A 22,849-nucleotide genomic window follows, 5' to 3' on the forward strand; every position below is an offset into this window, starting at 1 on the left:
CTATGCAAGGTGAGGCACCGGCGAGATGGCCAAGCGGGTGCGTCTGGATAGCTGGTTGGTGGAGCGCGGATATTTTTCCTCACGCCAGCAAGCGCAACGCTCCATTTTGGCAGGAGAAGTCTTTCTAAATGGGGTGCGGGCGGAAAAGCCTGGAACCTGGGTGAGCGGGGATCCAGCGGTGCAAGTCCAGTCTGGGCCTGCTTTTGTCTCACGGGGGGGAGAAAAGCTACAGGGGGCGCTGCAAACTTTTCCTGTTCAGGTGCAGGGTCGTATTTGTTTGGATGCGGGCATTTCCACAGGAGGTTTTACAGACTGCTTGTTGAAACGGGGAGCCCAGCGGGTCTACGGAGTGGATGTGGGCTATGGGCAACTGGCCTGGTCTTTGCGAACCGACCCACGGGTCATCCTCAAGGAACGAACCAATCTGCGCTACCTGCAGCCTGTCGATCTCTACGGAACGGAGGTGCCTACTCCAAGCTGGCCAGATCTGGCAGTGGTGGATCTCTCTTTTATTTCCCTAACCAAGGTGTTGGATCCTCTCTGGAACCTGTTGCGCCCGCCGCGGGAAGCTTTGTTGCTGGTAAAGCCTCAGTTTGAGGCGGGCCGGGATCAGGTGGGCAAAAAGGGGGTGGTACGGGATCCGGTTGTCCATGCCCGCGTGCTGGAGACGGTGATGCGCTCGGCCGTGGCCCAGGGCTGGCAGGTGCAAGGCTACACGTGGTCGCCCATCACTGGCCCTGCCGGCAATATCGAGTATTGGCTCTGGCTGGCTGAAGGAGAAGGGATCCCTCTCCCCAGCGGCAGTGCGCTACAACAGATGAGCGAGCAGGCAAGAGCGACCCTACACGGGTAGCTTGTCGATTTTGTCAATAGGTTGATGTGCTGGGTTGGGGGAGATGAGCCAAAAAATTGAAGAATTATTTCAGGAAGGGATTCGGCGCTATGAATCCGGGGAAGCAGCCAAGACGTTAATTCCCTCTTTTGAGTCAATCTGTAAGGGATCCCCAAAGGCGGCGGCGGCTTGGACGTGCTTGTCCTGGCTCTACCTTCTGGAGGGGCAGGCGGAAAAAGCCCTGAAGGCCGCCCAGACTGCTGTGAAGTTGGATCCGGTGGATGCCCAGCCCCGTGTGAATCTGACCCTAGCCATGCTGGAGCTGAAAAAAACCGGGGTACGCCAGCAGGTGGAGGCCATTAAGCAAATCTTGGCACGGGATCCCGAGCAGATTGAGGGTGTCAAATCCAACCTGCAAGAGGGAGGGAACCGCCGTCCTGCTTGGCCCCACTTGAGCAAGATTTACAACTGGCTTTTTGAAGAAGATTAAGTGACCCTATTCCTTGTTTTGCAACAAGACTTTAGGAAAATCTAGAGCTTTTTATTTTAATCTACAACTCTTAGCGATGTTCTCATGGAGTTGGTGCTAAACTTCTTGTACCCAATAGCAATATGGGATCCATTTATCGATAGGGGTTAGCTCTCGTCGCTTCTCTTCCCCGGCCTCAGTTGATTGATGAGATTGAACTCCGGGCTGGCGCGAGATGCTTAGCTCGGCGGTGGCTGCACTTCATTATATTGCAGTGGTGTTGCACTGCCGCCGCTTCCATAGCCACTGAATCGAGTCCCGTTTTCCAACCTCACTTTTTTGACCCCTTTGACTGCAGATGGGAGGAACTTTAAGATGAACCGTCAGACCGTTTGGGTTAAGAGCGATACCCGAAACCACCAAGGCTATTTCATTCCCCAGTGTGAGTATACTTTGGTCGAGGCCGACCAAAACGGCTGGGCGCTGATCTGTGCGGACAATGCCCGCTGCTATTATGTGGATCCCGAACAACTCTGGTTTGAGGCGGGATGAGAACTGTTGCTGCCTATTCAGGGCTGCTTAACTTCGAGGGAGTTCTGTAGAAACGCGGGCTCCCCATCATACATTCTCCCCATGCCGTTGGGCAGGGGTTTTTTCATGGGATGAGGATTGGCCCGTCATGCCTGTACACAGAACGGGCTTTAGGCTGGTACCTTGGGGCTTCTTCGACCGCAACCCGACAATCAATCTAGCGGAGCCGGCCTGATACTCGACTGGAATCTGGTTCAAGTTCAACTTTCAATACAACTTTCAATACAGAGGGTCTGGTCTGTCCCAGGCCCTTTTTGACTGCCACTTAGGGAGATTCCCAGGGTTAACCCCGCTCTCGCATGGCTTCGGCCAGCAGCCGGGCCACTTCTGGTCGAGAAAACTCCGGCGGGGGCACTTCACCGCGGCGCAGCATTTCCCGCACCTTGGTACCTGAGAGGTGAATGCGCTGGTGAGGCTGGCTGGGGCTGGTCTTGGCCGTGGCCATGGTGCCGGTGACGGTGCAATAGAAAGCATGTTCAAACTTCAAGGGAATGATGCCCAGCTCCCCCGGCTGGAACTCATCGAAAATGTGTTGGGCATCGTAGGTGCCGTAGTAGTTCCCCACCCCGGCGTGATCCCGTCCCACAATGAAATGGGTACAGCCGTAGTTTTTGCGAATGAGGGCATGGAAAATGGCCTCGCGGGGGCCGGCGTAGCGCATCGACGCAGGATTGATGGCCAAGATCACCCGCTCCTTGGGGTAGTACTTTTCGATCAACACCTCGTAGCAGCGCATGCGCACATCGGCGGGAATGTCGTCGCTTTTGGTAGCCCCCACCAGCGGGTGCAGAAACAGCCCGTCCACAATTTCCAAGGCACATTTTTGGATGTACTCGTGGGCGCGGTGGATGGGGTTGCGGGTTTGAAAGCCCACAATGGTTTTCCAGCCTCTTTCCCGAAACAGTTGCCGCGATTGGGCCGGGTCAATCTGGTAGGCCGGAAAAAGAGGGTGGGGATCCCGCTGCAGGAGGGTGACGGGGCCGGCCAAATAGACGGATCCCTGCTCGTAGAGCACCTTTACCCCTGGATGTTGCTCATCGGTGGTGCGATAAACTTGCCGGGCTTCGCGGGTTTTGTCGTAGGTGAATTTCTCCGTCAGCTCCAGTAGGCCCAGGATCTTGCCCTCGGCACTGGCCAAGGCAATCATTTGCCCCTCTTTCAGACCCGCTGCCACTTCTGAGGAGACCGGCAGGGTGACCGGCAGCGACCAAGCCAAGCCATTGGCCAGGTGCATTGTTTCCAGAACTGTCTGGTAATCTTCCCGCCCCATAAACCCCGTTAGCGGGCTGAAGCCCCCAATGGCGATCATCTCCAGATCCGATTGGGCCCGCTCGTCGAGATAAAGAATGGGGCAATGTTCGGCTTTGGAACGCAGCTCCTGCGCCTGCTCAGGCGGGGCAATGCAGTTGATCAGGGTGCCCCCGTGGGGCGGAATGGCATCACCAGCAGGGAGAGTCGATGGAGATTGGCTCATGAGAAGGGCAGCGAGAACGACGGTTGTCCAAATCCAATATCCAGCTATCGAATCCCGGATCTCCAGGAAGCAGGGAAAAAAGCACAGGTCGGGCTGAAAACAGGAGGGAGCAGAACAGGTGGAGACCCCATCCAAATCACGCCCTTAGGGATCCCCTCCATCCCAGTCAATCCAGCAGATAGGGAGGCATGCTTTCATCAGTGGCTGATACATTGTCGAAGATGGGCCGATTCATGATCTTCTTTTGCGCGTGCAGAGGCGAGGATTGGGGTTTGGGCTGAATGATGGGGGCTTGCTCTTTGGGTTTCCGTAACTCCTGGATGGTTTTGGCCCGCTCGTCCGCAACCGCTTGCAACTGCGCCAGCGCCTTTTGCAATTCGTCCCGATGGGCAGTAACCTGCTGCAATTGAGCTTGCAGGGTAGAGACTTTGTTTTGGTAGTCTTGCAAGAGTTGTTGAGCTTCGGCCAGTTGGCTTTTGAGGGCTGCAATTTCCGGCAATTCTGGGGTTGGTTCTGGGGGAGACTGAGAAGACATCGTTGTCGGCTCCTCGCCTGTGGGAGTAGACTCTGCGGAGGTGGGCTCTGAACTGGTTTTAGCACCGGCCTTGCGCCGAATTCCGCCGGAGCGGCGGGAAGTTTCCCCCGACGAAGGAAAGAGGCTGCGGTCAGATCCAGTCACAAGAGCACCTCGCGTTCAACAAACTGTAGCAGCCGCTGACACACCGCCGATCCAGGCCGATAGTCCATCACCGTCAAGCCGTAGTCAAAGGCGATGCGCAAATCGCTGCTATCTGGAATGGTAACGGGTGAAAGCACATCCGCAAAAATCTGTTGCGCTTGCACATACAATTGCCCGGTATGGGATCCCGACCAAATGCCCCCCGGCAGATAGCGGTCATCCAGCATTGTCAAAATGGCGCGGGCTTGGCTTAGCTGGCCTTTCAGGGCCTCAATGTAGCGCAAGGTTACTTCCGTGCAGGAGAAATCGGCGCGGTTGAGCCGTGTCGGGATCAACACCCGCTGGGCCACCCGCAGGGCATTGGCGGTGAGAGCATTCAGTTCTCCCGGCGTATCGAGAAAGATGAAGTCGTAGTCCGGCAGCAAGGGATCCAGTTGGCGCTGCAACAGATTCTGCCCCATCTCTCCAGCAGCAGCCAGTTGGGCCGCCACTTCCGCCATGGTGCTGTGGGAGGGCGCCACATCTACCCCCTTGTCGGTGCAGTAGATCACCTCTTCCAGAGGACGTTGGTGTTGCGGGTGTAAGCTGGCCCAAACCGTTTCCGGTGCCGGCAAGGATCCGGCCTCTTCCAAGTAGAGACTGCTGGCAGTGGCCTGGGACGTGAGATCGATGAGCAGAACTCGGTATCCCCGTTGGGCCGTCAACTGAGCCGCGTGGACGCAGAGGGTGGACTTGCCGGTGCCCCCTTTGTTGTTGGTAAAGGCCAGGATGCGCGCCATCAGCTCCCCCCCGTTTTGCCAACTTGTTCCCCTTTCCGAGCAGCCCGGCCAGATCCGACAGGACAGTCGTTGAGGTGGCCCCGCAGCAGTCTATGCTATTGGGTGTAGCCTGGTGGAGGACAACCATGCGCGATGTACTGGCGATCATCTTGGGAGGTGGGCGTGGCACCCGACTTTATCCCCTGACCAAGCGCCGCGCCAAACCCGCTGTGCCCCTGGCCGGCAAATACCGCCTCATCGACATCCCGGTCAGCAACTGCATCAACTCCGACATCGAAAAAATCTACGTCCTCACCCAGTTCAACTCGGCCTCTCTAAACCGCCACATCGTCAACACCTACCGCTTGTCCCCCTTCACAGGCGGCTTTGTGGACGTTTTGGCGGCCCAACAAACCCCTGACAATCCCGATTGGTTCCAAGGCACCGCCGATGCCGTTCGCCAATACCTCTGGCTGATGGACTCCTGGAAGCCGCGGGACTTCCTCATCCTGTCTGGGGATCACCTCTACCGCATGGACTACCGCCCCTTCATCCAGCATCACCGGCAGGTTGGGGCCGATGTGACGCTGGCGGTGCTCCCCTGTGAAGAAAAAGTGGCCTCGGGTTTTGGCTTGCTCAAGCTTGGCGAGAACGGTCGCATTGTGGATTTCAAGGAAAAGCCAACAGGAGATCTGCTGAAAGCCTGTCAGGTGGACACCCAAGCCCTCGGCCTCAGCCCGGAAGAAGCCAAAGCCAAGCCCTACATCGCCTCCATGGGCATCTATGTATTCAAGCGAGAAGCTCTGATCGAGATGCTCAAAGTCAAGGAGCACACCGACTTTGGCAAAGAGGTGCTGCCGGCAGCCATCGGCAAGTACCATCTGCAAGCCTACCTCTTCAAGGGTTACTGGGAAGACATCGGCACCATCGAGGCTTTTTACCGGGCCAACCTAGCACTGGTGCAGCAGCCCAACCCGCCCTTCAGCTTCTTCGACAGCGAAATGCCCATCTACACCCGCCCGCGCTTTTTGCCCCCCAACAAAATCCTCGACTCCCAGATTGTCAACTCCATGATCGCCGATGGCTGCATCATCAAAAACGCCCAAATTCGCAACTCCATCATCGGCATTCGCAGCCGCTTGGAGGCCAACACCATCATCGAAAACACCCTGGTGATGGGAGCCGATTACTACGAGTCGGCAGAAGAGCGACAGGCCAGGCTGGAGGAAGGGATCCCACCGGTGGGCATCGGGGCCAACTCTCACATTGTCAACGCCATCGTGGATAAGAATGCCCGCATTGGGCGCAATGTCCGCATCCTCAACAAGGATCACGTCACCGAAGCGCAGCGGGAAGAGGAAGGGATCTGGATCAGCAACGGCATCGTCACCATCATCAAAGACTCGGTGATCCCGGACAACACCATCATTTGAGGGGGAAACAGGCCGGCCCTGGCCGAGAATGGGGCCGGGTGAGGCACAGAAACGGCGAGGCTTTTTCTGTTAAGATGGATACCGAGAGCTTTAAAACAAAAGACTGTGAGATCGCTGGAGTGTGTTTAGTAGAATTTCATCCGTTGCCGCTTTGGAAGTTTACGATCCGCAATTGATCTGCCGTTATTACCGCTGGCGCCTGCCCCAAGTGATCGGTCGGGCGCTGGCTATTCTCTGGCCTTTCTTGTGGTTTGTCCTCTGTTTGCGCTGGGATCAACTGTGGGGACACACTGATCGCAATGTGGGACGGCGCTCGGTGCAGTTGCGAAAGCTGCTCACCGACCTGGGGCCAACGTTCATCAAGGTGGGGCAGGCCCTCTCCACCCGCCCCGATCTGGTGCGCAAAGACTACCTAGAAGAACTCACCCAACTGCAAGATCAACTGCCGCCATTTCCTTCCGAGCAAGCATTTGCCCGCATCGAATCCGAGTTGGGCCGTCCGATTGCCGAGATCTTTGCCCAGATCTCTCCAGAGCCGGTGGCTGCTGCCAGTTTGGGCCAGGTTTACAAAGCGCAGTTGCACAGCGGCGAATGGGTGGCGGTGAAGGTGCAGCGACCCCATCTGCGAGAGCAGTTGAGCCTGGATCTGTACCTGATTCGCTGGGCCTCGACATGGCTGGGCCCCTGGCTGCCCTTGAACCTGGGCAGTACTTTGACGGCGGTGGTGGATGAGTTTGGCCGCAAGCTTTTTGAAGAGATCGACTACCTGCACGAAGGGCGAAACTGCGAGCGCTTCGCCGAATACTTCCGCGACGATCCGGATGTGTACGTGCCGCGCATCTTCTGGGCTTACAGCAGCCGCCGGGTTCTGACCCTGGAGTGGATCGACGGCATCAAGCTGACGGATGTGGAGCGCATTCGAGCAGCCAACCTGGAGGTGAAACAATTGGTGCGCATCGGGGTGGTTGCTGCCCTTAAGCAATTGCTGGAATACGGCTTTTTCCACGCGGATCCCCATCCGGGCAACCTGTTCGCCCTGGCCGATGGTCGCTTGGCCTACATCGATTTCGGCATGATGGATCAGCTTACCGAGGAAATGAAGGAGTACTTGGTGGATGCTCTGGTTCACCTGGTGGATCGCGACTACAACGCCCTGATCGATGACTTTATTCATCTGGGCTTTTTGCAGTCGGATGTCGGCCGCCAAGAGCTGATCCCCGCCTTGGAAAAGGTGCTGGCAGACGTGCTGACCCAAGAGGTGGTCAACTTTAACTTCAAAACGGCCACAGATCAGTTCTCCGACTTGATGTACCGCTACCCCTTTCAGGTGCCCTCCCACTTTGCTCTGGTGATCCGCTCTTTGGTGACCCAAGAGGGAGTAGCCCTCAGCCTCTATCCCCAGTTCCGCATCGTCGGTGTGGCCTATCCCTATGTGGCCAAGCGCCTGCTGACGGATGAATCGCCGCGTATTCGCCAACGGCTGCTGCAAGTGTTGATCAAGGATGGTAAGTTCCGCTGGAACCGCCTGGAGAACCTGATTCAAATTGCCCGCAGCGATGGGGGATTGGATTGGTTACCCACCGCCCAAATGGGCTTGCGCTACCTGATGTCGGAAGAGGCCCGCGATCTGCGCCGCCAGTTGGTGCTTTCCCTCACAGAAGATGATCGCCTTCACTTTGAGGAGCTGCAGCGTTTGTGGCAGTTGCTCAGCCCTGAACTTTCCCCAGCTTACCTCTGGCAGGCAACGCTGAGATCCCTACCCTCGACCGGCGATCTGCAACACACGCTTGCCGAGTTGAGGGAGCAGGTGCAAGCCCATCTGGAACATCTCAGCCGCTGGCGGCCACCTCAACCCTGGTCGGATTTGCTGGCAGGAGTGGGACAGGAAAGGTAGAACGGAAGAAGATGACTCAAGTTTATTGTTATTGAGCTGGACAAAAGCGTGGCAGATCAGAAAGGTGACTTCATTGCGGGTGTAGTGACTGGCGCCCTGTTGGGAGGGATCATCGGCGGGGTCATTGGGTTTGTGCTTGCCCCTCGACTCAGAAAGGGATCCGCCGAAGGCCAACGCCGGGATCCGGATCGTCTCAACGGCACCTCGGTAGCCCCTGAACGACCGCGCCTCAGTGCTTCGGGTGAGTCGGCCATGTCCAGCGACTGGAGGAAGTGGGAAAATGAGGCAGAACGCATTGCTCAAGCCCGCCGCACTCTAGAGGCCAAGATTGCCGAGTTAAACGAGGCGATTCAGGCCATGCGCACGCAATTGCTCGTCAAGGAAACCTCTTCCAGGGCTGTTGAGGAAAAGCCTTGAGCAGGGGATCCCTGTCCATGCCAAACTAGAGGCGGCAGCGGCTTTCCTCTCTAGGTTCTGCCATCCTCTCTCGGCTGAGTTGCGATCCTGGGCCAGGTCTGCCTCTGGCGAAGGTGCTTCAGCTTAATGGATGTTGAGTTGATCGAGTTGTTTCCCTACTTTTCCCAACCATGATGCTCAGTCACTTGTTGTCTCCTCTCGCTTGGGTGGACGGCCTCTCCATGGGGTTGGTCTACGGCACTGCCGCGTCTTTGCTGTTCCGCTCCCTTTACCAGTTCATTGTCATTTACAATGCTCTGCTGATCGTGCGGATTTTGCTGAGCTGGTTCCCGCAACTGAACTGGTCTAACCCCATCCTGTCGGTGCTCAGCCAACTCACCGATCCCTATCTCAACCTGTTCCGCGGCATCATTCCCCCCATTGGCGGCTTGGACTTTTCCCCCTGGTTGGCCTTCATTTTGCTCAGCTTTGCCATGCAGGTGGTGGGCCAGTTTGCCTAGCTGCTGTAGCACTGGATTCCTCCTGAGGGGCTCGGATCCCCTTAAGATTGGGAGTCACTTTTTCGTTGCCCACCGTGCAGATCCCCGGCGTTGCCCACTACTGGCTGCTGAATGCTCAGGTTCCCCTGTCGGTACTGAAGGAGGCGGTGCGGGGGGCTGTCCCCAACCGCGATAACCTGGTGTTGCTGGATCTGGAAATTGAAGGGGGGCAGATCCGCCAAATCCGGCTGGCAACAGGGATCCCGCCCCAGGGGATCCCCAGCGTGGATCTAAGGCGGGGCCAAGTGTGGCCGTGTTTTGTGGACATCCATACCCACCTGGACAAGGGACATGTGTGGCCGCGCACCCCCAATCCCGATGGTACCTTTGCCGGGGCGAGGCAGGCCGGCCAGGAAGATTGGGTGAAGATGAAGCAAGCCTATGACGGGGATCCGGAGCAGTTTCGGGAGGATCTCTACCGTCGCTTCAGCTTTGGTTTGCGCTGCAGCTATGCCCATGGATCCCAGGCGGTGCGCACCCATCTGGCCTGTGAGAACCCTCAAGTTATGGGGGCCAACTGGGAGGTGTTTGTCCAGTTGCGCCGAGAGTGGGCGGGCAAGCTGGAACTCCAGGCGGTCACGCTTCTGAGCTTGGATACCTTTCTCACCCCTGCAGCAGAAAAGCTGGCGGACAAGGTGGCGGAAGTGGGCGGGATCCTAGGTGGAGTGGTGGCGATGGGGCCAGAGGTGGATCGACAGTTGGATCGGGTGTTTGCCCTGGCCAAGGAGCGGGGCCTGAATCTGGACTTTCATACGGATGAGACGGATGATCCCGGATCCCTCACATTGAGACACGTAGCAGCGGCGGCCTTGCGCAACGATTTTCCCCATCAGGTGGTGTGTGGCCATTGCTGTAGCCTGGCCGTGCAACCGCCGGAGGTGGCCCACAAGACTATGGCCTTGGTCAGAGAGGCGGGAATTGCCGTGGTCAGCCTGCCCATGTGTAACCTATATTTGCAAGCCCGTAACCCCGGCCATACCCCCCGCTGGCGGGGAGTGACGCTGTTGCATGAGCTGAAGGCTTTGGGCGTGCCGGTGATGATAGCCAGCGATAATTGCCGGGATCCCTTTTATGGCTTTGGGGATCACGACGGCCTGGAGGTGTTCCGGGAGGCCACCCGCATTTTGCACCTGGATACCCCCTATGGGGATTGGCCACAGGCGATTACCACCACCCCTGCCCGCATCATGGGCTTGACCGAGCGAGGGCAAATTGGGGTGGGGCTGCCGGCAGATCTGGTGCTGTTCAAAGGACGTGGCTTTGACGAGCTGCTCTCGCGACCCCAACATGACCGGGTGGTGTTGCGTCAGGGGCAGGCCATCGACACCACTTTGCCGGACTACAGCGAGCTGGACGACCTAATGGAGAGGGTGGGAGCAGCGGTTAGTTCTGGCTCCAAGCAGTAGAGCAGGGCTATTTTGAGCAGTGAAACAGCGGGGGGATCCCTGACATTTCTCCCCAACCTGGGAAAAAGGTGGGTCGGTTATCCCCAGATTAGGGTGAGATCCACCACAAAGCCAGGGAGAACGGGATCCCCAGACAAACTCACAGGCTGCTCCAAAACTTGTACCGGCTGACCGGGGCGATAGACGTGGACTTGGCGACTTTCCGGGTCAATTAACCAGCCCAGCTGGGATCCGTCGTCTAGGAACTCCTGCAACTTGGCCTCAAGGGTGGCCAGCTCATCGGTAGGGGACTTCAGTTCCAGCACAAAGTCAGGGCAGAGGGGAGCAAACCGACGGCGCTGCTCTGGGGTGAGCTGCTGCCAGCGCTCTTTGGCAACCCAGGCGGCATCGGGAGAGCGAATGGCCCCGTTGGGCAGGGCAAAACCTGCAGAAGAGTCAAAGACAAGACCTAAGTTCTTGCGTCGATTCCACTGCCAAAGTTGGCCCAGTAGGTCGGCGTTGCGGAATCCACTTTCGCTGCCTGCAGGGGCCATGGCGATCAGTTCTCCTTGGGCAGTGCGTTCCAGGCGCAGCTCAGGATTCTGCCGACAAAGCTGCTCGAAAACTTCATCGGTTAAATTCACAGCCGGCTGCAGGTTGAGGGCAATCATGAGCTCATCCTGGTGGGCAGTTTTAGAGCGTGGGGAGCACTATTCCCAGATTAAGGTGAGATCCACCACAAAGCCAGGGAGAACGGGATCCCCAGACAAGCTGGTAGGTCGCTCCAAAACTTGCACCGGCTGACCTGTGCGATAGACATAGACCTTCCCGCTTTCCGGGTCGATTAACCAGCCCAGTTGGGATCCGTTGTCCAGGTACTCCTGCAGCTTGGCCTGAAGGGTGGCCAGCTCGTCAGTAGGAGACTTCAGTTCCAGCACAAAGTCAGGGCACAGAGGAGCAAACCGACGGCGCTGCTCTGGGGTGAGCTGCTGCCAGCGCTCTTTGGGCATCCAAGCGGCATCGGGAGAGCGAATGGCCCCATTGGGCAAGGCAAAACCGGCGGAAGAGTCAAAGGCCACACCAAGCTGAGTTTGCCGGTTCCACTGCCAGAGCTGGGCGCTAAGGCTCAAGTTTTGACGACTGCTTTCGCTGCCTGCAGGAGCCATGGCGATCAGTTCTCCTTGGGCGGTGCGTTCCAGGCGCAGCTCAGGATTCCGCCGGCAGAGCTGCTCGAAAACTTCATCGGTTAAATTCACAGCCGGCTGCAGGTTGAGGGCGATCATCATCCTTCCTGGGCAAAACTCTCAGGGTATGGGGCCTGTGGCTCGTATTGATCCCCTAGGATGGAGCGTATTTTTTGGCGAGGGGCGCGAAGGGCTGGACTTCTACCCAACTCTCGGCTTTGGGCCAAGACTTCTGGTACCCACTGTGACATACTCCCACACTCATGCCGACACAAAGCGCTCCGCGCCGCTAAAGCGAGAGAGTGCAGGCTTCAAGGGCTCCGTCCCGCTGGCGCGAATGGGAGGGCAACCCGACAGAGGAAGTGCCGTAGCAGAACCAGGAACCGGAATCCTCGCCCTTTATGACGGGGAGTATGTCAAAGGGGTCAAGTGCCATCAGGTGAAAGTCCTCCTATCAGGGATCCCTGTGGGCAGCCAGAATGGCCTGAGCAGCCAGGTGGCCGGAGAGGGTGGCCCCTTCCATGCTGTCGATGTAGTCTTGGGCGGTGTAGCTGCCGGCAAAAAAGAAGTTGGGTACTGGGGTCTTTTGCTGTGGGCGGTAGGGATCCATGCCCGGCGCTTCTCGATAGAGGGAGTGGGCCAGTTTCACCACGCTGTACCAGGTCATGTTCAGTTGCCGGGATGAAGGAAACAGCTCGTGGACTTGGTGCAACACGTGCTGGGCAATTTGCTCGTTGGGCATGGAAATGAAGGGATCCCCCGGCGTGAGCACGCATTGTAGCAGGGATCCCTGGCCCGGCTTGTAGTAGTCGGCGGGGCTGGTGAGGGCCAGATCGGCAAAACAGGAAAAATCGGCATCGGCAGTGTAGAGGAGATTGTCGATACCCAGAGCCTCTGGGTGTTGGCTGGCTCGTTTGGCCTGGCCTTGGGGGTTCAGCTCCGTCACCCAGCCATCGAAGCGCAATTGCACCGTGGCCACCGGTACGGATTCCAGCTTGTAGAGGTTGTCGAATTGTGGCCACTGCCGCCACACTTCCGGGATCAGCCGCTTGGCCCCTTTCACCGCCGCTGCGCACACGTACACATCTGCCTCTACCCGCTCTCCATTAGTCAAGAGCAAGCCGGTCACGGGGTAGGGAGAGGAGTCGCTCACTTCAATGCGGCTGACCCCTCTGCGGGTGTGGATCTGGCCCCCACGGGCTTGGATGTAGCGGACGATAGGCTGAGTGAGATAGGTGTCCGGGGATCCCTTGAGGAAATTGAGCTTGGAGGCCTCTGTTTTGCTGGCAAACATCTGAAAGATCGTCAGCATGCAGCGGGCAGAAATCTGCTCTGTATCGATAAAGCCCAAGGCATAGGCAATCGGGTTCCACATCCGCTTCAGGCTACCCTCGGATCCCCCATGCCGCCGAAACCAATCGGCAAAGCTCATCCGATCCAAGGCGCGAATTTGCCGCATTGCCCCTTCATAGTCCAGCAAGCCGCGAATCAAAGGGCTGGTGCCCAGCGCCAAGGCGTTGCGCAGCTTGTCCGCCCAAGAGAGCTGCTCGGTGGTGAAAAAAGCTTTGAGGCCGTTGAAAGGCGCCCCCAGGGGAAAGCGAAAATCCAGACTGGCCGTTTGCCCACCTCGGTTGACAAAGGTGTGGGTGTGTTGCTTGGGCAGCAGGTTCTCGTAGGCCCCCACCTTTTTCATCAGGGCAAACAAATTGCTGTAGTTGCAGAAAAAAACGTGCAGCCCCATCTCGATGTGGTTGCCATCGGCATCCTGCCAGGATCCCACCTTGCCGCCGACAAAAGGCCGCGCCTCGTAGAGCTGCACCTCGTGTCCTGCCTCGACCAAATCGACTGCCGTCACCAACCCGGCCAATCCGGCCCCAATAATGGCTACCCGCATAGCAATACCCTCAAACAGGCGCTGCCCGGGATCCCGCCCAGACTTTGCGCAACTGCAAAGAAAGATGAACTTCTCTCATTCTGGAACAAAATGCGCCAGGGATCCCTGACTTGACAAACCACCGCAAAACTTGCCATCATAAATTTCCCGACGCGGATGTAGCTCAGTGGTAGAGCTTCTCGTTGCCAACGAGACGGTCGCGCGTTCGAATCGCGTCATCCGCTTGCTTAGGCTTGTGAACCCATTCAAGAGGGGAATGAGATCCCTGCAAGGGAGAGGGCCGTGACGGTAGTCCCAAGGAGCTCCCCCTTTCCTCTCTCCCCAAAGGAGTCAGCCCTCACTCCCAGCTCTTCTCCCTCTGGAAGACGGGAGAGTAGGGGTCTCGGTTTGATTGGGCTGATTTGGGAATGGTTTGATTTGGGGAGCGTAGAAGGTCTCCAGGCTGTCACGGTCGCCCACAAAGCGCCAGTGCCAGGGCTCGTAGCTTACCCCCTGAGGGTTGTTTCTGGGGAAAGACAGCTCAAAGCCAAAGCGGGCCGCGTTGCTCTGCAGCCACTGGAAGGCCGGGGTGGTCTCAAAGGCTTCTTGAGTATCCCACTGCGGAAACCCGGCATCCCCAAGGTCGATGGCATAGCCAGTGTGGTGCTCGCTGTAGCCAGGGGGAGCACTGACAGCAGCTCGTTCCTCGGGTCGCAAGGCTCGGGATTGAGCCAATTGAAAAAACAAGAATTCCTGATCCGCAATGGAGCGAAACCCGGAAATGGGGACAAGGCGGATCCCGGCAGCTTGAGCTGCTTCGCTCATGCGAAGGTAACTTTCGGCAGCCGCCTGGCGCAGGCGCACCTCTCGACCACGGTAGCTGCCCACCACCCGCAAGCTGTCTGCAGGGGCTTCGGAATAGGCATAGTGCCCCAGCAAGGAAGCTCGCCCATTCTGCACAGTTGGCTGCGGCAGAGGGGGCTGACCGGTTTCTTCCAGAACTTGGGGATCCGCCGCCTGCTGGGATCCCGGTAACTTCTCTATCCCCCAACCCGCCAGGAGCACTAGCCCAACCAGCACCAGGCCCAAGACTAGACGGGACCTCAGGGCAGGCACCGAACTTTGCGCTTTTTTCGCCGGAGTGGACTGGCGACGGGCGACCGGAATGTCGTCGTTCATGCGCAAAGGCCGGGATCTAGCGAGGAGTACCGAAAAGAGGCAGCGTTTCTACAAACCCAAATCCGCCAAAATATCGCGGGCATGGGTTTCGGTATTGATGTTCTGGTAGACCTTGGCAATTTTGCCCTCGCCATCAATGACGTAGGTCACCCGCTTGGCATAGCCGCCCCCATCCACATCGTAGGCGCGGGTAATCACCCCACTGCTATCCACCAGTAGGGGGAAAGGCAAGTTGTACTTTTCGGTGAACTTTTGGTGAGAAGCCTGGTCGTCCATGCTCACCCCCAGCACCACCACGTCCTTGCTTTGGTAGTCGGCGTAGGCATCGCGGAATCCACAGGCTTCTTTGGTACAGCCGGGGGTGTCGTCTTTGGGATAAAAGTAGAGGACTACGGTTTTCCCGGCAAAATCAGCCAGAGAGACTTGGTTGCCTTGGGTGTCAGTGGTGTTAAACACAGGAGCAGGGGTGCCAACAGCGAGAACCATAGGTGCGTGACCCAAAAAGTGTGATGAATAGGGCTGCCCTCAGCATTTTCTTCAGCCCTGCTTGTCTCTGTCAAGGCATTACCGCTCCAGCTTGGCATTGCAACTCAGCCACCAGCTCTTGAAGCTCCGCCGATAGATTGCCGGGCAGCCGTCGCCTCAGAATCTCTGCCAACGATCGATAATACCACAGGGATCCCTCTTTTCCGGCGGAAAACCGCTGCCAGAGTTCATCCCCCAGTTGGCGAAAATCCCGCAAGATGCAGCGGGCGTTGTGCAGCTTGTCAGAGGCGGCCACCAACAAAACCGAGGCATTTGCCGTTTCCAGGTGCTTCAGGTAGGCGGTTTTGCGCTCTTTCCAGTTTTCTTTGGGCTCGCCTCGGGAGCCATCGCTTTCGGTATCCGTACATCCCAGGATGATCTGTAGCACCCGTTCTCCAAAGTGCTCCCGGATCTGTTGCTCAATCTGGGCCCGGGGCTCGCCTGTGTTGTGGGGGCCGTCCTCTAGGCTGTCGTGGAGCAGAGCGGCAATCGCTTCATCTTCATCCGCCCCATGCTCCAGGGCGATGGCTGCTACGGCCAACAGATGGCTGAGGTAAGGGATCCCGGTTCCCTTGCGGGTCTGAGAAGCATGCCAGCGATGGGCATAGTGCATTGCCTGCACAAACCGCTGTGTGAGTTGCGTTGACATCTGGACTCTCCAATTGGGGTTAAGTTGACTGCTGGGGCAAGGTTGATCCAAGCGAGTCTCAGGCGTTGAGACTGCAAATCAGAAAATGGTTAGAGAAGATGAGCACTTCTGATCACTTCAAACAAGGTTAAGACGCTGTGCCGCCTACCCTCAACCCCAGCCCCTCTCCCTGCCTTGGGAGAGGGGAGTCAGGGATCGATGTAACTGTGCTGAGATGGCAAGGTTCAGCCGGTGGCCGGAGTCTGTTTTGCAGGCAGCGGCACCAGCGTTCCTGTCCCCTGCCAAGCGCACAAATCCACGAACTGGTCGGCTATCCGAATTAACGCCGGGTTCGTGTTCGGCCTGTAGGCGGCTACCTCCAGCCGGCAGCCTTGGCGGCGGATATGCTTGAGGGCCGGCACAAAATCTCCATCCCCACTCAGCAGCAGCACCGTCTCGTAGTGGGAGCACATCGTCATCAAGTCCACGATCAGCTCCCCATCCAGATTGGCTTTGCGGCTGCCGTCGGCGTGGATCACCACCGGCTTGGTGACCACCCGATAGCCCTGTTTTCTCAACTCCCGCAGGAAACGACGCTGAGCTAGGTTGTGGCGATCTACCCCGCTGTAGACATGCACTTCCATCTCGGATCTGCCCTGGGCCAGCCAGCTGAGCAGACTGGGATAGTCGAGATGGGATCCCCACTGTTGGGCGCTGGCGTGGAGATTGGCCGCGTCGATGAACACCCCCAGGGCTTTGCGCGGAAAAGCAGGGGTCGGCTGGGATGCCACAAGCTGTTGCAGGTGTTGGAGTTGCGCCTGCACCAACTCCAGTTGCTCCAAAGTCACTTGGGGCTGGGATACCGGCAGAGCATTCAACCGCAGCTCCACGGCTTTTAACCGCTGCTGGATTTGCTGGATGGCCTGGGTGATGGGGGCCAGCTGTTGCCGCACGGACAGATGAGACGTGGGCCGAGCTTCGAGGGCGTCGATCCGCCCTTGTAATGTTTCCAGTTGGGCCGCCGTCTGCTGCTGCTGTACCCAGATGGGCTCCAAAACCTTTACTTTCTGCTCGAGCTCTTGAATGGCTTCAGCCGGGGAAGCCAAGGTCTGCTGCAGAAGGGACGGTTCAGCAGTGAGCCGAGCGTCCAGCACCTCGAAACGCGCTTGCAGGGTCTCCAGTTGGGTTGCTGTCTGTTGCTGCTGTGTCCAGGTCTGTTCCAGAACTTGGCCAAGCTGTTCTTCGCGGCGGCGGATGGCAGGGTAGGCTGCTGCCAAAGGTAAGAGCCCCCAGATCACTTGGCGGGTCACCAGGGCCGTCACCCCCAGGGCCAGGGATCCCGTCCACAGCCAGGTTAAGGGGAAGGCAGAAGCCCTATTCATACTCATACTCATAGTCAGCTCTCCTCAGTTTGGGTTATCGATCTGCTCGGTTGCCAGGATTTCACCTCACTCACATGGGCCACCTCAGGGATCCCTCTTGCAGAGCAAGATGCACAGAACTCACAGAGGCATCGAAGAGGAGCCATTCAGCAACTGCAGTATGCCTGCTATTGGAAGGGGAATCTTCCAATCGCTGGACAAACGTATTTCCCTTGTTGAGCAAACGGATCAGATATCGAGTCAGTTATCGAAAGCAGGCTCAAACTTGTTCCTCTTGACCGACAGGCCCCGTGGCCCGCTCAACCTGGATTCAACGTCCAAGCTATTGGCTGACGGTATGGGCCGTAAAACCATTGAACGGAGCAGGGTCAGTTGGGGATCTCGATGGTTACATTGGCCAACTGCACATCGTCATGATCCACCCAGGCTCCGCCGTGCCGGATGACTGTATCACCTCCCAGCGGCACCGAGATGTGCAGGGATCCCCCGAAAAGGGGAATGCTGATCGGCACTTGGGGACCACGGGTGACCATGGGGGGCTGAATCAGGGTTTTGCCGGTGCGCAGGGTAACAGTGTTCAGGCCCAGGCGCAGAGGTTGCAGCGGCAGGGGAATCTGTAGGTTATCTCCCCCCAGGTGAATCTGTTCGACTTCCACTCCGTTCAGGATGACCTGCATGGGAGACATGTTGGCACTGGGGATCCGGGATTGGCCGGCCCGATAGGCGGCGGCAGTATCCAACCCAATCAGGGATCCAATCCGCAAAACCGGTGGGCGCGAAGGCAGGCGTTGCAAAGTGAAAGAGCGGGTCATCTCCACCCCTTGGGCAGGGCCCAGAAATTGCCCGGCGGCAGCCGATTCCGGTGAGTACTGGTTATCCCCCAGGCGGATGACATTCGCCTCCAGTACCAAAGTTGTGTTGGGATCCCAGCGCTCCAACTGCAGTTGCCAAGGCCGATCCCCGCTGGCTTGACCGTTGCCTGTACTTTGGGAATAGGGCAAGTAATTTTCCAGCCGCGCCACCAAAATTTCTTCTGCCGGCAGTGGCCCTGGCAGGCGAAACCGACCCTGGGCATCGGTGCGCACCGAAATACCCGCCCCCGGAATGGCCACCTCCGCCCCGGCCAAGGGCTGCCCTGTCAGCCGATCCACCACCTGTCCCGAATAGGCGGAATCCAACTGCACCTGTCCTGTGGGCACATCCGTTGCTGCCTGAATGCGCTGCTGCAACACTTGCCAGTCGGCTTCTGTGATCCGTCCATCCTGGTCGACATCGGCAGCTCGGATCTGGTCGTCGGTCAATCCCCGTTCTCCCCGCAAGTAGGCCCCCAACAGGTTGAGATCCTGCACCGTCAAACGGCCATCCCCATCCAGGTCGCCCGCCTGAAAGGGCTGCGCGTGGGCAAAAGACACGCCTATCCAACCCAGGCCCAGGGATCCCAGTAGCAAAAGAGAATGAGCCAAACAGGAGACCCTAAACATGGCAACTCTCCTGGGAGTTGTTCATGTTCTAACGTAATTCACCTCCTCGCAGCAGGGTTGACCGAGCCGGTGTAGAGTACTCTTGAGCGCAATTTTGCCGGTTCGCCTTTGGCTGCAGGAGCCGAAAACTTAATGGTAGGATAACCGTGGTGGCTTGCCTGTTCTATGGCTCGATACTCTTGCGTTACCCAGCTTGTGGGCTCAGCCGAGCAGCTCAGCGAGTCGATCCGCGCTGTTTTGGAGCGCTGCCAACTCAATATCCTCCACAACAGCCTTGATTATTGGGTGGCCGGCGAGCCTCCCGGAAAAAATCCCCACACCAAACTGGTGACGGTGGAAGTGTTTGTGGATCGCACCCGTCAGGCTGCCGACGGCTCTGTACAGGTGACCTGCATTGCCAAAAATGAAGAGCTGCCCCTAAAAAGCGTTAACCACTGCCAACAAACCTTTGACCGACTGAAGGCAGAGCTAGCCCAGTTGCAAAGTCAACTTCAGCTTGCTGCCCAACAAAAAGATGCCTTACGATAGCTAGGCTGAGTTTGCTTTGATCCCATGGCGCGTCGCTGCCAACTAACCAACAAGAAACGCAACAACGCTTTTGCCATCTCCCACTCCCACCGGCGCACCAAGCGCCTGCAGGAAGTCAATTTGCAGTGGAAGCGCATCTGGTGGGAAGAGGGTAAGCGGTTTGTTCGTCTGCGCCTTTCCACCAAAGCCTTGAAGACTCTCAAGGCCAAGGGTATAGGAGCCATGGCCCGGGAAGCCGGGATCGACCTCAACCAGTTTTGAGTTTTCTCTTTAGCCCGGTTGTCCTTGACGGCTCCAACCTCACAGCAAGCCAAAAAGCTTACGCGACTTGGGCTGCAAACCCGCCAGCAAGGTGTTGAGGGTATCCCGTTGGGTAAGCTCGTTGGTGCCGCTGGCCCGCTCGATTAAGAGCTTGCGCGTCTCATCGGAGAGCTTGGCATCGGTAAAATCGGCTCCACTGAAGAGCGTATCTTCAATCTGAGCGTCCCGTAGGTTGGCCCCCACCAAAATGGCTTGTTCTAGGTTGGCAAACTGAAGCTGGCAACTCACCAAGGCAGCCTGGGAGAGGTTGCAGCGAGATAGGTTGGCCTGGCGGAAGTCGGCGGCAAAAAAGTTCCCCTCCGCCAGATTAGCAGCCACCAAGCTGGCTTCGCGAAAGATGGAATGGCTGAAACGGCCCCCCTGAAAGCTGCTTTTGTCCAGTTTGGCGGCAGTAAAGTTGCTGTAGTCCCCCAGAGCCTGGCTAAAGCTGGATCCCCGTAGATCTGAGGCGGTAAAATTGGCCCGCTCTAGCTCAGCGCGGCGAAAGTTGCACAGACGTAGGTCGGCTTGCTGCAGGCTGATCGAGCGCAGGTTAGCCCGCGTCAAATTGGATTTGGGCATCTGAATGCGGTCGAACAGGCCCCGCGAGAGGTAGGCATTCTCCAGGTTGGCACCCACCAGGGAGCGCCCCTCACGCAAGGCTTCCAGCAAGTCCCGCGTGGTTTCAATGCGAACCGGCTCTGAGGGTTGAGAAGGGGGAGCACTCACAGATGGAGCATTCCTCACAGGTTAGGCCAGAAATCCGGTCAACCCAGCCGAGAACTGAGGGCCAACTGGGGATTCCACCTATCAAGCTAACGTTTGCGTCGCCTGTCGAGGTTAAGAGGATATTAAAAAGACAACTCTGCATCGAGCTTTCCAGAGGGGGTCTTCTCTTGTGGAAACAGCCTGCCAGCAGAGCACAATCGGCTCCGATTTGTTGCATACTCGGGGCAGCCTTTCGTCAGTGAACCACACCTCCCATGCAGGTAGCTTTTATTGTCGATCCATTGCCTCAGTTGCAGGTGGGCCATGACACCAGCATTGCCCTGATGGAAGCTCTGCAGAAACGGGGACACCGCATTTTCTGCCTGGGCCTGGCGGATCTCTACTGGGATCAAGGGGAAACGTGGGGATCCCTTGAGGAAATCCGGTTGGATCTGCAAGCGGATCCCTGGTATGAGGTCAAAGACCGGCAACTGCTGCCCCTGAGCCAAATGCAGGCGGTGTGGATGCGCAAGGATCCGCCGGTAGATGCGGCCTATCTCTATGCCACTTACCTTTTGGATCGTCTCTCTCCCAGCCGCACACTGGTGCTCAATCATCCTGCCGGGATCCGCTCGGCCAACGAAAAGCTCTATGCCCTGCAATTTCAAGAGTGGATCCCGCGCACCCGCGTCAGCAGCAACAAGCGTCTGCTGCGTCAGTTTGTTGAACAGGAAGGACAGGCGGTGCTCAAGCCCTTGGGTGGCAAAGGTGGGGAAGGGATCCTGAGGGTCAATGCCGGGGATCCAAACCTCAACTCGTTGATTGAAATGAGCACCCAATTTGGTCGGCTGCCTGTGATGGTGCAGGAGTATTTGCCACAGGCGGCGGCAGGAGACAAACGCATTTTGCTGCTGGAAGGAGAGCCTTTGGGTGCCGTCAATCGGATCCCTGGAGAGGGCGATTTTCGGGGCAATGTTGCTGCCGGCGGTCGAGTGGAAAAAACCAAGATTACCGAAAAAGAACGGGCTCTCTGCGGGGCTTTGGCACCGGTGCTCAGGCAGGAGAAGCTGTATTTTGTGGGGATTGATGTTATCGGGGAACGACTAACCGAAGTGAACGTGACCAGCCCAACAATGCTGCGAGAACTCTGTCAGTTGGAAGGAGTTGACCTGGCAGATCAAGTGGCTCAGTGGCTGGAAAAGAAGGTGCCCGTCAAGGACTGAATGACTACCCACCGGGATGCTTCTGGGATCCGGCGCGTCTGTTGCATGGCAGGGATCCCGTCTATCCAGGGAATCCATAGGGATCCCATGAATTCAGAAAGACATAATTATAGCTTAAGGTTGAGATCAGCTTCTTTTGGTCGGCAGCTAGAAAATAAAAAGCCCCACAAGGGGGCTCTATCGCGACCAGTCAGCGACTTATAAAAGTCTAGAGCAACGTAAAGAAAAGCTCCATGAATAGGCCGTATTGAACACCGTATTGAGCACAGTTTTTAGAATCTCAGAAAAAAGGCCAAATCCTCGGAGCTGTTATCTTTTTTTTAGATTTTCCGACCCGAGGCTAATCCCAGGCCCCTTCTGCTTTGCCGGAGCGGTCTTTAGAGTTGCTGCTCTTGCCCAGTGGGCTAGGAGTCTGCCGGTGGCCTTTCCCGACCCACCCAGCGCCAGATGGTGGGCAGCAGCACTGCCGCCAGTCCGCACTTCACCAAGTCTCCTGGGATAAAAGGGAAGACCCCTTTGTTGAGGACGGCCAAGATCGAGGTGGGCTCAACATTCTGGTTCAGCCACACCCCCAGCCAAGTGGCTCCTAGCAAAAAAATCAGAGCCGAGCAGGACAACATCGCCAGCGCCATCTTCCAGGGGTTGCGATCCACGCCCCAGCGCTCCACCAACCAACCCATCAGCCCTGCAGCCAGGGGAAAAGCCAACAGGTAGCCCCCCGTCGCCCCGGCCAAGTGGCCAAGCCCGGATCCGCCACCGCTGAAGAAGGGCAATCCCAGGATCCCTTCCAGCAGGTACACCAGCAACGTGAGAAAGCCCAGCCGTGCCCCAAAGCCTGCCCCCACCAGCATTACTCCAAAGGTTTGCCCGGTAATCGGTACCGGCGTGAAGGGCAGAGGGATCCGCACCTGAGCCAAGGCAGCTACGAACAAACTTCCCCCCAGAACCAGCAGGAGATCCCGAGTTCGGGAAGGGCGAGGCAGAACAGTTTGCGCCAAGGGTGTGTGAACAAAGGTAGCAGTCATGAGAGGTTTGCACTCCTGTTTACCCGAAGACTGAGCTTAAGGCCCCGTCCCATCGCTGCGCGGAAGCAAGCCAGTAGGGCGGGGAGTATGTCAGGGTTTCAGAATACAAGAATTCGGTTACCGAAAAACTGGGTTTGAAGCCCCGCCCTTTAAAGCGGCTTTGTGCTACGCTGCCTGCAGTGCCAGGGTAGTCAGCCGCTCTCGCCCACAGCAGCACAGGGCGCATTGTTCGCGTAAACGGGCTGTAGGCCCTAAACCCGACAGCCTGACGGTTGGATCCGACCTCAGTGGGTTTTGTGGTTGTTGTTTACAACGGCACCTAAAGGCACTCGGGAACCACCC

Annotated in this window: 24 protein-coding genes, 1 tRNA gene and 1 pseudogene; 13 read left to right on the forward strand and 13 right to left on the reverse strand. The window is 57.6% G+C overall.

The features are described from left to right. Positions 1-25: 25 nt before the first annotated feature. The 4 genes and pseudogenes from ACVWZG_RS10965 to ACVWZG_RS10980 all read left to right on the forward strand — a co-directional run. A complete protein-coding gene (locus ACVWZG_RS10965) occupies positions 26-853 on the forward strand; it encodes a TlyA family RNA methyltransferase (protein WP_457407040.1) in 828 nt (275 codons plus the stop codon). Between the two features lie 43 nt (positions 854-896). Continuing rightward, positions 897-1,322 carry a hypothetical protein gene (locus tag ACVWZG_RS10970; RefSeq protein ID WP_011432703.1) on the forward strand — a complete coding sequence of 142 codons (426 nt, stop codon included), beginning with the start codon at positions 897-899 and terminating at the stop codon, positions 1,320-1,322. A 354-nt stretch (positions 1,323-1,676) separates the two neighbouring features. Then, a complete protein-coding gene (locus tag ACVWZG_RS10975) occupies positions 1,677-1,853 on the forward strand; it encodes a hypothetical protein (protein ID WP_414332524.1) in 177 nt (58 codons plus the stop codon). A 112-nt stretch (positions 1,854-1,965) separates the two neighbouring features. Next, positions 1,966-2,067 (forward strand): annotated as a pseudogene (locus tag ACVWZG_RS10980) (copper amine oxidase); the annotation flags it as partial. A gap of 108 nt (positions 2,068-2,175) precedes the next feature. On the opposite strand, the gene sat reads toward ACVWZG_RS10980, so the two are convergent. The 3 genes from sat to ACVWZG_RS10995 form a co-directional block, all read right to left on the reverse strand. Further along, a complete protein-coding gene (gene sat, locus ACVWZG_RS10985) occupies positions 2,176-3,366 on the reverse strand; it encodes a sulfate adenylyltransferase (RefSeq protein WP_457407042.1) in 1,191 nt (396 codons plus the stop codon). A 166-nt stretch (positions 3,367-3,532) separates the two neighbouring features. Then, positions 3,533-3,901, reverse strand: coding sequence for a hypothetical protein (locus tag ACVWZG_RS10990; protein ID WP_414329683.1), 369 nt, complete (start codon positions 3,899-3,901; stop codon positions 3,533-3,535). A 140-nt stretch (positions 3,902-4,041) separates the two neighbouring features. After that, positions 4,042-4,824, reverse strand: coding sequence for a ParA family protein (locus ACVWZG_RS10995; protein ID WP_414350153.1), 783 nt, complete (start codon positions 4,822-4,824; stop codon positions 4,042-4,044). A gap of 125 nt (positions 4,825-4,949) precedes the next feature. On the opposite strand from ACVWZG_RS10995, the gene ACVWZG_RS11000 reads away from it, so the two are divergent. The 5 genes from ACVWZG_RS11000 to ACVWZG_RS11020 all read left to right on the forward strand — a co-directional run bounded on the left by ACVWZG_RS11000 (position 4,950) and on the right by ACVWZG_RS11020 (position 10,492). Further along, entirely contained in the window at positions 4,950-6,236 is a 1,287-nt protein-coding gene (locus tag ACVWZG_RS11000) for a glucose-1-phosphate adenylyltransferase (protein ID WP_457392343.1), read from the forward strand. Between the two features lie 121 nt (positions 6,237-6,357). Further along, the gene (locus ACVWZG_RS11005; protein WP_414350152.1) at positions 6,358-8,130 is read left to right on the forward strand and encodes an ABC1 kinase family protein; all 1,773 of its coding nucleotides are present in this window, start codon (positions 6,358-6,360) and stop codon (positions 8,128-8,130) included. Positions 8,131-8,178: 48 nt separating this feature from the next. Continuing rightward, a complete protein-coding gene (locus ACVWZG_RS11010; RefSeq protein ID WP_011432696.1) occupies positions 8,179-8,547 on the forward strand; it encodes a hypothetical protein in 369 nt (122 codons plus the stop codon). A 170-nt stretch (positions 8,548-8,717) separates the two neighbouring features. Beyond that, the gene (locus ACVWZG_RS11015; RefSeq protein WP_457407044.1) at positions 8,718-9,047 is read left to right on the forward strand and encodes a YggT family protein; all 330 of its coding nucleotides are present in this window, start codon (positions 8,718-8,720) and stop codon (positions 9,045-9,047) included. Positions 9,048-9,121: 74 nt separating this feature from the next. Beyond that, positions 9,122-10,492 (forward strand): cytosine deaminase, encoded by a 1,371-nt coding sequence (locus tag ACVWZG_RS11020; RefSeq protein ID WP_457407072.1) that lies wholly within the window; start codon positions 9,122-9,124, stop codon positions 10,490-10,492. Positions 10,493-10,569: 77 nt separating this feature from the next. Here ACVWZG_RS11020 and ACVWZG_RS11025 read toward each other — a convergent pair whose 3' ends face one another. The 3 genes from ACVWZG_RS11025 to zds all read right to left on the reverse strand — a co-directional run bounded on the left by ACVWZG_RS11025 (position 10,570) and on the right by zds (position 13,549). Continuing rightward, positions 10,570-11,142: a Uma2 family endonuclease gene (locus tag ACVWZG_RS11025; protein ID WP_457407046.1), complete on the reverse strand. Its 573-nt coding sequence runs from the start codon at positions 11,140-11,142 to the stop codon at positions 10,570-10,572. A gap of 39 nt (positions 11,143-11,181) precedes the next feature. Next, the gene (locus ACVWZG_RS11030; RefSeq protein WP_414408086.1) at positions 11,182-11,754 is read right to left on the reverse strand and encodes a Uma2 family endonuclease; all 573 of its coding nucleotides are present in this window, start codon (positions 11,752-11,754) and stop codon (positions 11,182-11,184) included. A gap of 355 nt (positions 11,755-12,109) precedes the next feature. Continuing rightward, a complete protein-coding gene (gene zds / locus ACVWZG_RS11035) occupies positions 12,110-13,549 on the reverse strand; it encodes a 9,9'-di-cis-zeta-carotene desaturase (RefSeq protein WP_457407047.1) in 1,440 nt (479 codons plus the stop codon). Positions 13,550-13,701: 152 nt separating this feature from the next. Here zds and ACVWZG_RS11040 point away from each other — a divergent pair. After that, positions 13,702-13,773: transfer RNA gene (locus tag ACVWZG_RS11040), tRNA-Gly, on the forward strand. A gap of 106 nt (positions 13,774-13,879) precedes the next feature. Here the strand turns inward: ACVWZG_RS11040 and ACVWZG_RS11045 are convergent. The 5 genes from ACVWZG_RS11045 to ACVWZG_RS11065 form a co-directional block, all read right to left on the reverse strand. Then, positions 13,880-14,707 (reverse strand): M15 family metallopeptidase, encoded by an 828-nt coding sequence (locus ACVWZG_RS11045; RefSeq protein WP_457407049.1) that lies wholly within the window; start codon positions 14,705-14,707, stop codon positions 13,880-13,882. Between the two features lie 48 nt (positions 14,708-14,755). Then, positions 14,756-15,193, reverse strand: a complete 438-nt coding sequence (locus ACVWZG_RS11050; RefSeq protein WP_457407050.1) for a peroxiredoxin — start codon at positions 15,191-15,193, stop codon at positions 14,756-14,758. A gap of 70 nt (positions 15,194-15,263) precedes the next feature. Continuing rightward, positions 15,264-15,881 (reverse strand): HD domain-containing protein, encoded by a 618-nt coding sequence (locus ACVWZG_RS11055; RefSeq protein ID WP_011432688.1) that lies wholly within the window; start codon positions 15,879-15,881, stop codon positions 15,264-15,266. 224 nt (positions 15,882-16,105) lie between these two features. Continuing rightward, a complete protein-coding gene (locus ACVWZG_RS11060; protein WP_457407052.1) occupies positions 16,106-17,242 on the reverse strand; it encodes a LabA-like NYN domain-containing protein in 1,137 nt (378 codons plus the stop codon). A gap of 368 nt (positions 17,243-17,610) precedes the next feature. Next, positions 17,611-18,723: a dockerin type I domain-containing protein gene (locus ACVWZG_RS11065; RefSeq protein ID WP_414382614.1), complete on the reverse strand. Its 1,113-nt coding sequence runs from the start codon at positions 18,721-18,723 to the stop codon at positions 17,611-17,613. 165 nt (positions 18,724-18,888) lie between these two features. On the opposite strand from ACVWZG_RS11065, the gene ACVWZG_RS11070 reads away from it, so the two are divergent. Both ACVWZG_RS11070 and rpmB read left to right on the forward strand, forming a co-directional pair. Next, entirely contained in the window at positions 18,889-19,251 is a 363-nt protein-coding gene (locus ACVWZG_RS11070) for a hypothetical protein (RefSeq protein ID WP_414344659.1), read from the forward strand. A gap of 24 nt (positions 19,252-19,275) precedes the next feature. Next, the gene (gene rpmB / locus ACVWZG_RS11075; protein ID WP_011431026.1) at positions 19,276-19,512 is read left to right on the forward strand and encodes a 50S ribosomal protein L28; all 237 of its coding nucleotides are present in this window, start codon (positions 19,276-19,278) and stop codon (positions 19,510-19,512) included. A gap of 39 nt (positions 19,513-19,551) precedes the next feature. Here the strand turns inward: rpmB and ACVWZG_RS11080 are convergent, their stop codons facing one another. After that, positions 19,552-20,280 carry a pentapeptide repeat-containing protein gene (locus ACVWZG_RS11080; RefSeq protein ID WP_238376916.1) on the reverse strand — a complete coding sequence of 243 codons (729 nt, stop codon included), beginning with the start codon at positions 20,278-20,280 and terminating at the stop codon, positions 19,552-19,554. A 254-nt stretch (positions 20,281-20,534) separates the two neighbouring features. Between ACVWZG_RS11080 and gshB the strand changes: the two genes are divergently transcribed. Continuing rightward, on the forward strand, positions 20,535-21,482 hold the full coding sequence (gene gshB / locus ACVWZG_RS11085) for a glutathione synthase (protein WP_457407055.1): 948 nt from the start codon (positions 20,535-20,537) through the stop codon (positions 21,480-21,482). Between the two features lie 404 nt (positions 21,483-21,886). Here the strand turns inward: gshB and ACVWZG_RS11090 are convergent, their stop codons facing one another. Then, positions 21,887-22,507: a biotin transporter BioY gene (locus ACVWZG_RS11090; protein ID WP_011432681.1), complete on the reverse strand. Its 621-nt coding sequence runs from the start codon at positions 22,505-22,507 to the stop codon at positions 21,887-21,889. Positions 22,508-22,849 lie beyond the last annotated feature (342 nt).

It is taken from the genome of Thermostichus sp. OS-CIW-33, assembly GCF_054059615.1.